The 13784-nt window shown below is 65.7% G+C and carries 12 protein-coding genes; 6 read left to right on the top strand and 6 right to left on the bottom strand.

The genetic code is table 11. The features are described 5' to 3' along the window. The 3 genes from ACJ8AT_RS34180 to ACJ8AT_RS34170 form a co-directional block, all read left to right on the top strand. Positions 1 to 209: hypothetical protein (locus ACJ8AT_RS34180; protein WP_407736259.1), on the top strand; the 209-nt coding region annotated here is incomplete at its 5' end. 1162 nt (positions 210 to 1371) lie between these two features. Beyond that, on the top strand, positions 1372 to 2910 hold the full coding sequence (locus ACJ8AT_RS34175) for a fibrinogen-like YCDxxxxGGGW domain-containing protein (protein WP_407742149.1): 1539 nt from the start codon (positions 1372 to 1374) through the stop codon (positions 2908 to 2910). 240 nt (positions 2911 to 3150) lie between these two features. Further along, a complete protein-coding gene (locus ACJ8AT_RS34170; protein WP_407742148.1) occupies positions 3151 to 4347 on the top strand; it encodes a site-specific integrase in 1197 nt (398 codons plus the stop codon). 122 nt (positions 4348 to 4469) lie between these two features. Here ACJ8AT_RS34170 and ACJ8AT_RS34165 read toward each other — a convergent pair whose 3' ends face one another. The 3 genes from ACJ8AT_RS34165 to ACJ8AT_RS34155 form a co-directional block, all read right to left on the bottom strand. Further along, positions 4470 to 5132, bottom strand: a complete 663-nt coding sequence (locus tag ACJ8AT_RS34165) for a hypothetical protein (RefSeq protein ID WP_407742147.1) — start codon at positions 5130 to 5132, stop codon at positions 4470 to 4472. 3 nt (positions 5133 to 5135) lie between these two features. After that, entirely contained in the window at positions 5136 to 6569 is a 1434-nt protein-coding gene (locus ACJ8AT_RS34160; protein WP_407742146.1) for a hypothetical protein, read from the bottom strand. 141 nt (positions 6570 to 6710) lie between these two features. After that, complete coding sequence (locus tag ACJ8AT_RS34155; RefSeq protein ID WP_407742145.1) at positions 6711 to 7106, bottom strand: hypothetical protein; 396 nt, start codon at positions 7104 to 7106, stop codon at positions 6711 to 6713. A gap of 909 nt (positions 7107 to 8015) precedes the next feature. Between ACJ8AT_RS34155 and ACJ8AT_RS34150 the strand changes: the two genes are divergently transcribed. After that, positions 8016 to 8213: a hypothetical protein gene (locus ACJ8AT_RS34150; protein ID WP_407742144.1), complete on the top strand. Its 198-nt coding sequence runs from the start codon at positions 8016 to 8018 to the stop codon at positions 8211 to 8213. A 976-nt stretch (positions 8214 to 9189) separates the two neighbouring features. Here the strand turns inward: ACJ8AT_RS34150 and ACJ8AT_RS34145 are convergent. The 3 genes from ACJ8AT_RS34145 to ACJ8AT_RS34135 all read right to left on the bottom strand — a co-directional run bounded on the left by ACJ8AT_RS34145 (position 9190) and on the right by ACJ8AT_RS34135 (position 10373). Beyond that, positions 9190 to 9663: a hypothetical protein gene (locus tag ACJ8AT_RS34145; protein ID WP_407742143.1), complete on the bottom strand. Its 474-nt coding sequence runs from the start codon at positions 9661 to 9663 to the stop codon at positions 9190 to 9192. Between the two features lie 263 nt (positions 9664 to 9926). Next, positions 9927 to 10172, bottom strand: a complete 246-nt coding sequence (locus tag ACJ8AT_RS34140) for a hypothetical protein (RefSeq protein WP_407742142.1) — start codon at positions 10170 to 10172, stop codon at positions 9927 to 9929. Positions 10173 to 10211: 39 nt separating this feature from the next. Beyond that, complete coding sequence (locus ACJ8AT_RS34135; RefSeq protein WP_407742140.1) at positions 10212 to 10373, bottom strand: hypothetical protein; 162 nt, start codon at positions 10371 to 10373, stop codon at positions 10212 to 10214. A gap of 518 nt (positions 10374 to 10891) precedes the next feature. Here ACJ8AT_RS34135 and ACJ8AT_RS34130 point away from each other — a divergent pair. Both ACJ8AT_RS34130 and ACJ8AT_RS34125 read left to right on the top strand, forming a co-directional pair. Then, a complete protein-coding gene (locus ACJ8AT_RS34130) occupies positions 10892 to 11710 on the top strand; it encodes a DUF2381 family protein (RefSeq protein ID WP_407742139.1) in 819 nt (272 codons plus the stop codon). Next, on the top strand, positions 11707 to 13557 hold the full coding sequence (locus ACJ8AT_RS34125; protein ID WP_407742138.1) for a serine/threonine protein kinase: 1851 nt from the start codon (positions 11707 to 11709) through the stop codon (positions 13555 to 13557). The genes ACJ8AT_RS34130 and ACJ8AT_RS34125 overlap by 4 nt, the downstream gene beginning before the upstream one ends. The last annotated feature ends 227 nt before the right edge of the window (positions 13558 to 13784 follow it).

The following is a 13784-nucleotide window of genomic DNA, read 5'->3' as shown; positions in this document are numbered from 1 at the left end:
TCTCTGCCGCCACAGCCACCTCCGTGTTCGGGAGGCGGCGTGCTCGGCTCTCTGTCCAGCGTCGTCAACGCTCCGGCTCTACCTTCACCCGCAGCCTGCTACAGCCCTGTTCCGCCCTGTTTCACCCCGCCAGGCAGGTGATCGACATGGTCGGAATCGGTGATCGGCATGGTCCGGAACAGGTGATCGGCTTGCTCCGGAATCGGTGATCGGCATGGCCCGGAACAGGTGATCGACATGGTCCGGAGCACGCAGCCAGAGGAGGGGAGCAAGGAACAAGAGGGTACGTTTCATCGGGTGCATCCTTTGTGACGCGTGGTCCGGCCCTGGAGATACACAGTAGACCCGCCCCTTCAGCAACGGCCATCCCCGGCTGCAAAACCGCGTACCAGAGAGCGTGTGAGAGATCTGGGGATATCCGGAGGAATCTGCCCTCACTCTCCTAACAGGGTCTAGCGAACAGCTACCGCGCGTCGGACACGTGCAGCCGGGTCCGGTGGGCACGTCCATGCGGCCCTGCTGGGCTCGTGGAGCGCGCGCGTCGGACACGTGCAGCCGGGCTCGGTGGAACCCTCGCGCGTCCAGGCTCGCCTGCGGGGCCCGTGAGCGCTCGCGGCTCCAGGCTCGCCCGTGGCGAACGGCGCACGACTCGGCGCGCGGAGATGGGCGCGGGCGCCAAATGAGACTACCCCAGTTCCGTGGACACCCGAGCAGTGAGCCAAGCGGGTGGACAGGCCGCGCAGCCCCTTGGAGTACACGCCGGCCCTGGCCTCCCTCCCATGAGGTGCGCAGCAGGAGCTTGGCTCTCCTGGCCATGGCAGCGTGAGCCTCAACACCACGCGGCCTGAGCCCGCGCGCCGGGGCGAGCCTCGCATCTGCCGTGGGCAAGCCCAAGCGCTCCAGTATCGCTCGCACTCCCCGCCCTGCCTTCACGTACGCCAAGACCCGCCGCCTGCCTCCACACCTCACGCAGGCGAACACGTCGAAGTCGAATGTCCTCTTCAGCAACCCTGCCCAATCCACTCGCGGCGTCCTCTCCTTCATCCACTCCTTCCTAGCCGCTGCCCCACTCCCCGCTCTCGCCTCCTCTGCTGGGGGAGCAAGTTGCGAGTGCGCGGCCTGCCCGGAGCCATTGCTCGTCTCACGCAGGCGTTCGTAAAATAGCGCTTCCCGCTTATGGGCTTATCGTCCCTCTCCAGAAGTACAACTCTGGAGGGGGAATATATGAACGTTGTGAAGCGGTATCGGTCAGTCCTTGCTCATTGGCTGCCCCAAGGCCTGTCCCTGGGATTGGCATTGGGGTTTTTTCCGGGGTGCAATCCGACACAGGATGTCTCGGTTCCTACACAGCGGACGGGACTGGGATTGACCGTGAGCCTGGCCGCCCCGAGCGACGTGGCGGGCATGCGCTTTACCTTGGAGCGGATCGCCTGTGCCAACGAGCCGGTGACTCCATTCACCCAGTCCGTGGACAAGCCGCTGGAAGACATCCGGCTGCCCGGAGGCATCCCCGGTTTCGAGGATGCTCCCCTGGATGGAGCATCCGAGCATGTCTTCGCGGACATGTTCTTGGCCGCCGCGCCGGGCTGCTACCGCGTCACCACCCAGCCGTTGACGGCTCAGGGCACCGCCTCGCTGGACTGTGCTCCCGCCATCGCGCCCCGCGTCCAGATCAACGAGGGCGTCACCACCGAGCAGATCCTCATCAACCAATGCAAGGCCGAGGGCAACGGAGCTATTGATGTGGTCTCGGCGCTCAACCACCCGCCTACGCTGGTGAAGCTGGAGTTCGCCAAATCCAAGTTCGTGTTGCAGTGCCAGGTTCAGGAAGTCTGCGCCACTGTGAAGGATCCGGAGAACGATCCCCTGACGATTGTCTGGTCCAAGGTCTCCGGCCCGCCGCTGCTGTCGGGGCCCGCGACGACTCGGGTGCAGACGGAGCCAGATGGCTCGGTGACCAAGTGCGTGGCCATGGCGGCGGAGACGCCCGGGCAGTACGGCTTGAGCGTGACGGCGTATGACATGCTCCATGATCCGGCCTCGGGCGGACTGGTGCGCATCGAGGACTACCTCGCGCAGCAGGGCAACCCACAGCCCTCGCACACCCAACTGACCTTTCCCTTCTACGTGGCCGACGATGGAAAGGGTGGGGAGTGCAATTCTCGGAGCTGCCTGGAGCTGAAGCAGAAAGACCCCAGCCTCCCCAGCGGGCGCTACACCGTGGATCCGGACAAGGAGGGGCCCATTGCGCCCTTCGAGGTGTACTGCGAGATGGAGAAGGACGGGGGCGGCTGGACGCTGGCCCTGGTGTCCAGCGATGACGGCCAGAACACCTGGACCTGGGACCACCGCACGCTGCTGACGACGGATCAGACGCTGGTGGGTAGCCTCGACGAGCGCAACAAGGACTTCAAGTCGCGCGCGCTGTACACGGTGCCCTTTCAGAGCCTGCTCTTTGTGCATGCGCCCTCGGGAGTCTGGGCGTCCTATTCAGGGATCAGCAATGGCACCCTGGATGCAGCCAGCTTCATGAACTCCCGCAGCGCCCCCGTCTGCGACTTGAGCCTGGCGGGCAATGGCTACCCGCAGACTGCGGGAACGCTGACGTTGGGCGGGACCATGTGCGACACGGACCTTTACTTCAACCTCGGCGACTTCGACGGCGGCAGCATCGTGCCTTACTGCCAGGACACATCGCTCTATCACAACTCCACCTATGGGCCGGGATGGAGTGTGAATATGGGCCAAGGGTGTCCCTTTGATGATCCGAGCTACGCTTCACTCGGGCCGGATGTCAGTCCCGACGCTGTTTCGCATGAAATCGCAGCCGCAGGCTTCGGCCTGGCCCGTGGCTTGAACACCGGCGCTCCGGGGACCGGCTCCAACTACATCCAGATGTACGTTCGCTGAGGCCAGGCTTTCACGGCCCGAGAGCCCCACCCGGGCCGCAAAGTTACGTCCCCATAGCGTGAACGGGGGATTGCTCTCGCCAGCAGTTGCGAGCGGCGGGTTCGATTGCCGCCGCCTCCAAGCCGAGCAACCCGCCGCTTTCAAGGTGCCGCCCTCTGAAAACGGGGGCAGCGCTTGCATTTGGGGACCAAATCCGGTTTCTGGGGACCAAAAAAGGACCAAACCGGAGGCGGTAACGGCATGAGTACCAAGGTGTGGATCGGCAAGTGGGCGGGTGGGCGGATGTTCGCAGGCAAGGACGGGCGCCCCGTCTACGTGCTGCGCAAGATGATCGACGGGCGGAACTACACGATCCACCTGGACGCCCGCAGCGAGGCGGAAGCAGAAGCGGAGCTGGCCCTGTTCGTGCGTGACCCCGAGGGCTACCGCACGCGAGGTGAGGCGCAGAAGATCAAGAACGAGTCCGCCGTCTACATGGACGCGCCAGCGGTGGCCCGCTACCTGGAGCACATGAGGAGCAAGGGAACAACCGAGCGCTACTCTAAGAACGTCGGCTACTACTTGGCCGGGTGGGCTGATGGGCTCGCGGGGCGTGACCTGCGCACCGTCACTCTTCAAGACCTGCTGCGGGAACTGAAGAAGCACAAGACGGCGCGCAAGAACCGAATCACCGCGCTCAAGTCCTTCTGCGCGTGGCTCCGGGAGGTAGAGGGCGCGTTGACTGCGGGCGAGGACGCCTCTATTTCGCTCAAGATCCCGGTGGCCCGTCCCGAGAAGTCTGTGCGGGAGAAAGGCTACAGCATCGAGACAATCGAGCGGGTCTATCGCGCGATCATCGGCTGGGAGTTCAGCAACTTCAACCGCGAGGAGACGCGGCAACGGACGGACGTTCAATGCGTGCGTGACGTGCTGTGCATTCACGCCAAAACGGGGATGCACGGCACGGAGATCGAACGGCTGGCGCGCGGAGAGGGCAAAGTGTCCTTGGTGACGGAGCCGGGCGAGATCGCCGCAACCGTGACGTTCCTTCACAAGAGCGGACAGGTCCACCGCCAGAGCATCGACCGTCAGACGTTGGAAGCGGTGCAACGTCTCCAGGCGCGCGGCGCGGCTCCCGTTGATAGCCATATTCGGCGCGTGGTGCGTCGTGCGTGCAAGGCGGCGCGGCTGCCTCTGGTCCGATTCGGAGAACTGCGCCATAGCTTCGTTACGTGGGCCTCGGAGAGCGGACAGGAAGTGCGGCCCAAGTCGGGAGGGCTTCCCCTGGCGGCTGTTGCCGCCGTGGTGGGCCATCACTCCGCGCACACGACGAAACGGTTTTACGAGAACGTGAAGGTGCCCCCGATGATCAAGATCCCGATCAAGTTGGAGCACCCCGAGGATCCGGCGCTGCTGCCTGTCCGCCGTACTGCGCTCCGGCTGGCCGAATTAGCGTGATTCTTGCTTTACTCTTCATCTTGCCCCGCCCGGTCTTACGACGGGCGGGGCGACTCTTGGGCGTGAGCTAGATTTGTGACGCCACAGTTTGGTCAATCTAGAGACTGGCAGCAATGCAGTCTTTACTTGATTGTAATTATGGGGCCCGCAAACAGACTACCCGTACCTGTTGACATGTTAAGCTGCCATCCGAGATACGCACCAAGGCTCAGACGGCGAATCCCAGCGTCTGTTTTGAAGTTGTATGTCAGCTTAACGCCAGTCCCCAGGCTGAAAATAGGATTGGCCCTGATGTCGCTACTCGATGATGTCTGACTCGTGGTAATGGGCTGTCCAGTCTGTGGGTCTGTCGTCACCACGTCAACTCGTGTTTGCGTGTTCTCCGTCGTCGACTCGATCAGTGGCGCGGCTGTGAAAACGAGCCCAATTTGAAGCCCATCTTCTGGCTTGGCTCGCAGAGTCATTCTGCCTAACGAAGAACAGTGCGGCCTTACGAATCTCCACTCAAGATCATACGAGATTCCGGAGCCATACCTGATTTGCTTGTCCCTGAACCAGACTACCACCGGCAAAGGAACGTAGAACCCCGCGAGCGCGCCTTCCTTATAGGAAACGGATGGATAGAATTTTTCGCGGCATCTCTCGACGGCCGCGTTGTCATCAGGATCCGATGTTCCAACGTAGATCAGGCTCTCATTTGTAGTTTGCGCCTCTACAGAGAGAGGAAGAAGAAAGTAGACGGCAAACAACACTGGTAAAAAGCGCGGCGCCTTGCTCTTGCTCATGTTCTACCTCCGCCTCAAAAGGTACCCGAGCGAATAGTGTAGATTGGCTGCTCTTAGTTGAGACAGAAAATCCGGCCACCAGTCGCACTGACTATCGGGCAGGCAAGGAGTGATGTTGGAGACGTCTTGGGCCATGCTCCTGATGCTCCCCTGGGTCACAGCCCCAGGTTTTCCAGCGGGGTTCCTGGATGCTACGTATATTTCGGGATCTGAGCCATTGTCCTTGCAAGCCATGACGACAAAATGCTGCCCCGCCACAGTTGTCTCATTGGTGCGAGTGGTGTCCTCGAAAGCTGTCCATCCGGCTTTTTGACATGGAGCGGAACTATAAACATCTTTGAGGTCGTTAATGCTCAATATGTCGCGCAAGTAGGCATAGGGCAGTTCTTTTATCCCAAACGCCCCCACCTGGGCTATGTTCTCACTCCTCACTAAGATGATCGGAAGTCGATTCTCGGTCTGGAATTCAGGCAAGTACCTATATGTCTGATCAATAGCAGGAATCTGAGTGGGCGAAAGCGGCGTTATTTTCAACTCCCCAAGCTGTTGCACAAGCTGTTGCAGCGACTGGATCGGAGTTGCTCCACCCTGAGATCCAAACCTAAATCCTATTGTGTAAGTGGCCGACACTGAAGCGCTGGCTTGGGTGTAGACAACCGCTTGCCCTTCAGGCACGCCTGTTTTTTCAACTTTCGCAGCTTGCGCACTAGCCAGAAAGTTGAGGGACTGGACGCACTCACCAAGCAATGGCTGCCATATGGGCTGAACGAAGATCAACCCCTGATTCGGCACTTGCAGTTGAGCAGGGTATCGCGTCTTCTGGGTCTGAATGGGCCCATCGCATGGAGCAAGAACCCTTCTCAGTGAAAACGAGAACTTGCTGGGGGAAAAGAGAACCGACGCATTGCTTGACAGAACCTCGACATTTACTGACAGCGACTGCGGATCCAGAGCATATGCAGAAGGAAGCGCCAGCGCAGCCTTGTCGACTGGTAGTTTGCTCTCAAACGCAGCGGCCTGCGGATTTGGCTTGGCATAACAGGAGTATACGCCGCCTGTTGGGCCGGTGCAGTCAAGTGAATAGAAGGAGCCTGCGTCTATGGAAGGGCGCTGGGCAATGCAAAATGGAATTGAACATGCGACACCTGGAATCTTTTGCTCGACCAGAAACGAAGCAAAAGGAGCTTTGAGCGCATTAGTGATTGCCTGAAGAGCTTCCGCCCCCGACAGAGGGATCTCTCTTGTCGAGTCGTTGATTTGGGCACTAATCACTATTTCGGGTGTCGCGGCAGGCCCACTGTCTGGCTTGTTGCTGAATCTGATGTTTGAAGAAGAAACAGGAACAGCGTTTGGATTGGCGCAGCCCTGAGCATGTGCAGCCAGCGGTAAGAGCTCACCAATTGCCACAAGGCATATTACGGCAAGTGCATGCTTCATGTCCCCCCCTAAGGAAAGGTGGAATATTGGGAAGCGCGCAATATACCAGGGCCCCATGAGAATCCCACTCTTATTGATGGCCTTCGGAGTTGACCGGGCGGAGTTGGGAAGATGAGCGGCACTCTGTGCGGCGTGCTTTGCTCAGGCTGACCGGATCATCCTGAGTATCGCTTCGCTCTCCCTCGCACCCCGCCCGTTATCACGCCGAGTAGGGCGCCGCTTGAGCCTAGAGGTTTCCGGCTCGCGGTCCACGCGCTCTAGTAGCGCCTCCAGGCTCTTCGCGCAGATCATCGCGGCCCTTCCCACCTTCGGCCCGCGTCGTAGTGCTCCGCTCCTCAACAACTCGAAGATTCGCGAGCGCCCGCAGCCAAGCATGGTTTGCGCTTCCTCCACCGAGACAGCCCGCGCCCGCGCAGATTGAGCGGGCGCCGCGCTGCTAATCTTCGTGTGGATCTCGTTGACGGACTCGCGCAGCCCCCGCAGTTCCTCGTAGATGGCCCGCAGGATGTCGTCCTGTTCGTTGCCTTGCCCCTTCACGGCTCAAACTCTCCCGACTGCTGACGGTGGGGCGCCGCGCGCATGTCACCAGGACGCGCGACGCCATGCCGTGAGAGGCCAGAGGCCGTGAAGCCTTGGAGGCGAGCCGCGCGCACTCCGGGGGCACGGAGAGACGATGCGCTGCGGGTGCCGTTCACAACGGCCCGCCCCATGTACCGGGGGCCGCCGTCGTGTCTCACTGCACGGGGCGCGTTGTCTCGCGTCCCGCCGTGCACCGTCAACGCGACTGGCCGCGTTGGGCACTCCTGGGCAGGCTTGGCCACCGCTGGACAGGTGCGGGCGCGTGCTGCCCACCTGGGAAGCGCGGGTGCCCGGCGCGTCCGACGCGGGGCGTTCTGTGCGGCGTGAACCATGGCGCCCACGGTGCCCACGGTGCCCAAACCTGGGGCGGGTGGGCAGTAGGCATGTTTAGGCGTAATGGGGCCGGTTTGGCAGCAACGCGGCAGGCAGCGGCGGGCAGCCGTGGACAGGTACGCGCGCCCCTTCCAGGTGGGAAGAGTGGGCGCCCGTCGCGTCCGCTGTCGGGTGGTTCGTGTGGCGTGCATCATGCCGCCCACGGTGCCCAAACCCAGCGCGCTCGGACATTGGGCAAGATCAGGCGTATTCAGGCGGATCCAGGCGGATCCAGGCAGATCCCTACAATCTCCGCGTTTCACGCTGGAGCACGCACGGACACCAGACAAGCGCGGCGCGGTGGAGAGCGCGAGGACTGCGGGCAGGGTCGTGGCGGAAGTGATCAGCCCGTGGAGCGCGCCCGCGTCGGACAGGGGCCGCTCCGGTGCGTGGAGCAGGCCAGGACGGCGGGCAGCGTTGGCGCTCGCTAGCCCTGCACACAGGCAAAGCAGAAGGAAGACAGCGAAAGAGCCAGAACGCGCGGCGCGCCCTGGCATGACTACCGGCGCCGCCTGGAGTGACCAGCGGCGCGCCCTGGCGTTTTTCCCGGCGTTGAAACCGGATTTCGCGGCGTTTTTCCCGGCGTTGTCACCGGATTTCCCGGCGTTGTCACCCGGCAGCCAACAACGGCGCATGAATGCGCCGCACATGGAGGGTTGCCCCTCCTGGGAGTCGATCCCGACCATCACCTAACCCGCCCTTTCAACTCACCGAACAGCCCACAACGACCCGGGCAGAAGTGACACAGGGCAACGGCGGGTGTCCAGGCCACGGGCGAAACGTGACAGCAGATCGGCAAGCGTGCAGACGGGCAGCCAAGGGCCAATGCGCGCGGGCGGATCAACCGCTGTGCGGCGCGGCGGAATCGTTGGCCGCGTCGCGGGCACGGCGCTGATGCGGGGCTGACAGCGGGACTTCTGCGCGACGTTTTCCGGCGCCACGGCCGGGGCCACCCCGGCGCCACGCCCGGGGCCACCCCGGCGCCACCACGGCGCCACCACGGCTCCACGCCCGGCACCACCGGAACCCATGACGGCCCCACCCCGGCGCAATTGGGGCCCATTACGCCCCACCCCGGCGCCCACCACGGCGCCAATGCGGGATCGTCACCAGCGACGCCACCAGAGCACCCGGTGACGCCTGCCCGCGTCCTGGCTTGCCTGCTGGCAGACGGAGCCCGCCTGCATCCCCGCTCGCCTGCTAGGCCGTTGGAGTGCTCCGACGCGGGAAGGTGGAGCAGCGCGCTAGATGCAACCCGGCGCCAAGTCGCCGCGCCAAGCTCGGGCAGCGCGGCGCCCTTCCACAAGGGCGGCGGAATTGGCTGCGGGGGCGCCAATCGTCGCCGCGCCCAGCTCGGCCCCATGGTGCGCGCCAAGACGGCAGCCATCGCTCCCAGCTCGGGCAGCGCGGCGCCTTTCAGAACGGCGGCGGAATTGGCAGCGCGGCGCCTTTCAGAACGGCGGCGCGAATGGCAGCGCGGCGCCTTTCAGAACGGCGGCGCAATTGGCTGCGCGTGGCCATCGTGCGCCGGTCCAGCTCGGCCCCGGGGGCGCGCCAGGACGGCAGCCATCGCGCCCAGCTCGGGCAGCGCGGCGCCCTCCCTCAACGGGGGCGGAATGGGCTGCGCAGCGCCTTTCAAAACGGCGGCGGAATTGGTGCGCAGCGCCTTTCAGAACGGCGGCGGAATTCGCTGCGCGCGTCCATGGTGCGGCGCCCACCTCGGCCCCGGGGCGCGCCAGGACGGCGACCATCGCCGCGCCCAGCTTGGGCAGCGCGGCGCCCTTCCGCAACGGCGGCGGAATTGGCAGCGCGGCGCCATTGTCGCCCCGTCCAGCTCGGCCCCGGTGGCGCGCGCCCACGTCGGACAGCTCCAGCTCGGCCCCGTGGGCGCGCGCCAGGACGGCAGCCATCGTCGCGCGTCCAACTCGGCCCCGTGGTGCGCGCACGCGTCGGACAGCTCCAACTCGACCCCGTGGGCGCGCGCCAGGACGGCAGCCATCGTCGCCGCGTCCAGCTCGGCCCCGGTGGCGCCCACGTCGGACAGCTCCAGCTCGGCCCCGGTGGCGCCCACGTCGGACAGCTCCAGCTCGGCCCCGGTGGCGCGCGCGGTGGACGGCTCCAGCTCGGCCCCGGTGGCGCCCACGTCGGACGGCTCCAGCTCGGCCCGGTGGCGCGAGCCAGGACGGCTGCCATCGTCGCCGCGTCCAGCTCGGCCCCGTGGTGCGCGCGTCGGACAGCTCCAGCTCGGGCCGGGGCGCGCACGCCGGACAGCTCCAGCTCGGCCCCGGTGGCGCGCGCCAGGACGGCTGCCATCGTCGCCGCGTCCAGCTCGGCTCCGGTGGCGCGCGCCAGGACGGCTGCCATAGTCGCCGCGTTCAGCTCGGCCCCGGTGGCGCGCCAGGACGGCTACCATCGTCGCCGCGTCCAGCTCGGCCCGGTGGTGCGCGCGGTGGACAGCTCCAGCTCGGCCCCGTGGCGCGCGTCGGACAGCTCCAGCTCGGGCCGGTGGCTCACGCCAGGACGGCAGCCATCGTCGCCGCGTCCAGCTCGGCCCCGTGGCGCGCGGTGGACCGCTCCAGCTCGGCCCCGTGGCGCGCGCACGTCGGACAGCTCCAGCTCGGCCCCGGTGGTGCGCGCCAGGACGGCAGCCATCGTCGCGTGCGCCGGACAGCTCCAGTTCGGGCCGGTGGCTCACGCCAGGACGGCAGCCATCGCCGCCGCGTCCAGCTCGGCCCCAGTGGCGCGCGCGCGCCGGGCAGCTCCAGCTCGGCCCCCGGTGGCGCGCGCCAGGGAGGCAGCCATGGTCGCCGCGTCCAGCTCGGCCCCAGTGGCGCGCGCCAGGGAGGCAGCCATGGTCGCCGCGTCCAGCTCGGGCCGGTGGAGCACGCCCGCAGCTTGGCAGTGCGGAAACCGGGCAAGAGAGCGCGCCCGGGGAGCACGGCGCTAGCTGCTCCCAGGGCTCGAGAACGCACATCCACGCCCACGGGGCGCCCCAACCCCGGGCGTGGGCATCGCGAACGCATGGCGGCCCCGTAGCGTGCGCCAGAACGGCAGCGCCACGGCCCGCGCCACCAGCGCGCGCGGCGGGAACGCGCGCCGCCCCGTGCACGGGAGCGCGGGCAGACAGGCGCGGGCAGCAGCCGTGCGCGCCTAGCCTGGGGGCAGACGAGCGCGGCCCAGTGCTGGCAGGCGTGGGAGGAGGACACGGGGCGCGCTGCTGCGGGGTGCCTGGCGCCAGGCACCCGGCAACCGCTGGCGCCAGCACGCGACGCGCGGCCCCGTCGAGCGCTCACAGCGCCCGCGCCGGGTCTGCTAGGGTGGCCTACCTCGGAGGTAACGCCCCCTTGCTCTCACCTGCCACTCTGGCCCTTGTGCTGCTCCTCCTCGGGGGGACGCTGGCACAAGCACAACCGGCGCCCACACGCGAGCCGCGCCGCCGCTCCGTCACGCTGACAGGCTCCCCACTAGAGGCACGCATCGCCACGGGGATCCGCACCTTCCTTGTCTTCTCAGTCCCCATCCGGGGAAAGGCGGTGGAGGTGGACCCGCAGCGGATCAAGGTCGTTGCGTTGGGTGACGTGATCCTTGCCATCGAGCCCTTGAGCGAACCCCGGCCCGGTGAACGTTGGACGTTGCGTGTCCCGTTGGCGGATGGGAAGGCGCCCGACGTGGCCGAGTTCTCGCTGGTCGCGCATCCCTCCGAGGTAGACACAGAGATCGACGTTGCTCGGCGCGAGGAGTCGCCTACAGCCTGCCCGACGTGCGCGCCGTGCGCCGCCATGAATCCGGCAGACGCCATCGCTTCCGGCTTCATCGGCAAGGACGGCGTAGAAACCCGGGAGCTTCCCTCCTTCACGGACACCGCAAGCGGCTTTGCTTCGGGAACCGGTGTGGCCTATCGCGCGGCGGATTGGGTGCTGGTGGATGTGCAGATCATCCCCCCGCCTGGACTGCCAGCATGGAGGCCAACGCGAGCCACATTGACGAGCAAGACCGGAGAGGCGCGGGTGCGGGGGGTGAAGGTGGCACCGGGCAAGAACCCGAACGCGGTGCGGGTGCTCGTGACAACGGACGTGCCACCGTCAAGCTCGGGGCTTGAATTCACCTTGCACCTGAACGGCGCGGACGGGGCGCCGTCCCTCTCGATTCCTGCTGTGACACTGCCGCCAGAAAAGGAGCGCACGCCATGATCGGAGCGGTGGAACTTCAACCCGGCACTCTCCTAGACGGCTGGCAGATCGTCCGGCCCCTGCGAACGGGCGGCTTTGGTGCCGTTCACCATGCCCAGCAACAAGGGAAGGCGTTTGCGGTCAAGGTCGCACTCCACCGGGAGCAGAGCGGCGACGTTGGCAAGACGCACGCGCGCACGCTGCTCGAAATGTCGCTCCTGTTGACGCTGGATCATCCCAACATCATCAAGCCGCGCGGCTTCGGCTACCTGCCGGATGGCCGCGCCTATGGCGTGCTGGAGTACGTGGAAGGCTGGACGCTGGGAGAGTGGAAGGAGCGCACGTTTCCCACCTTCCGCGAACTCGCGCGCGTGTGCGCCACGATTGCCGGAGCTATCGAGTACATGCACGCGCGCCCGCGCAAGGTGTTCCATCGCGACTTGAAGCTGTCCAACGTGATGATCAGCAGCAGCACGGGCGAGCCGGTGATCATCGATCTGGGCGCCGCGACCTACGAGAACGCCGAGGAGTTGACGACAACGCCGCTGCCCCCAGGCACGGACCGCTATCGCTCGCCCGAAGCGTGGGAGTTCTACTACCAGCAGCGCCACAACCCCGGGGCGCGCTACCCGTTCAGGGTGACGGATGAACTGTTTGCAATGGGCGTGATGCTCTACGAATTGCTCACCGCTCCGCTCCCAGCCAAGGAACCGCCTCGGCTCGATTTCGCGAGCCTGCGCGCTGCCCGCGAGGTGAACCCGCGTGTGCCGGAAGCATGGAGCGCGCTCGTGGAGGACTTGCTAGCGCACGACCCGGCGCAAAGGCCGGTGAACTTCGAGGCGCTGCGGCGAAGGTTGGAAGAGTTGGCCAACCACCCGGGGCCGGAACACGCGGCAGAGGTGCACGCGCCCTCAGCGCAGCGCCAGCCCCCGCACCGTGAAGGGGCGCATGGGAAACAGGGTTGGCGCAAGGTGCTGGCATGGGCTGACAAGCAGGCAGCCCGCCTCCGTGGCCGACTCCAGCCGCGCGCGCTTGTCGCCGGGGTGCCGGGCTCTCGCCAGCAATGGCGCAAGCCTCTGGTAGTCGCGGGCATGGTGGCTGCTGTCGTGGTGGCTGCTGCTGCTGCTGCGTGGCTGACCCATGGTGAACGCCCCGCGCCCGCGTCGGTGCCCGCGCCGAAAGTGGCCACCGCGCCAACCGTCCCGACTGCCCCGGCGCTTCCCCCTGTGAAGTCCCCGCCCGTGTCTGCTCCCGCTCCCGCAACTGCACCGAAGGAAGGATCCACCGTGAAGCCCAAGCCGCCCGATGCTCCCAAGTCGCCCCGTGCCGCACGCGCGCTGAAAGCAGCCCCCGCCCCGAACGATCCCGGCTTCCCTGCGTGGTGCAAGGCGCTACCGCTGGCGCTCGCCATGGCTACCGAGGGCTGCGCGTCCATCCGTATCAAGGCCGAGCCCTTCGAGTGTCCGCCCGGGGCGAAAGAAGCCATGGAGAAACTAGGCTGGATGCGCAACGGGATTGGCCGTGCAGACCTAGACGTGAGACTCGACGAGAGAGGGCCGGGGTTTGGCGTTTACACGTTCACTCTCGGAGCCCCGGTTACCGGCGTCCTCACGGGCGCCGATAGAGGGGAGGTTCCGGCAGGTTCCCTCTTGCACGGCACCGTCTACAAGACCGACGCAAGCCCGCACGCGCCCCTCGGAGAACTCCGCGTCATCTACGACCACGTAGAGATCCCCGGGAAAGGAAAGTTTCCTGTGTGCGTTGTCTCGCAAGCCCAGTCGATCAAGGAATTGAACGACAACAAAGCGACGGCGGGAGTGAACGTGGGAGCACTCCCCGTCTCACGTTGGCAGCCGCCGCGCGACTAAGTAGGTCCGCAGAAGTTCTTGCACACCCACTTCAGCGTGAGCACCTATAGGGCGAAGGCTCAGGGCAAGGTGAGGGTATGGGGCGTAGGGAGTGGTCGCGCGCCGAGCGGGAGCGAGTTCGGCGCGCCATGCAGCGTACGAAGGATGCACGGTTGGCGCGCCGACTTCTGGCCATCTTGCAGGTGATAGAAGGGCAGAGTGTGTCGAGCGTGGCGCGGGTGATGGGG

Source organism: Hyalangium sp. (assembly GCF_045802625.1).
GTDB lineage: Bacteria > Myxococcota > Myxococcia > Myxococcales > Myxococcaceae > Hyalangium.
This window is presented reverse-complemented; position numbering and strand designations above follow the sequence as displayed.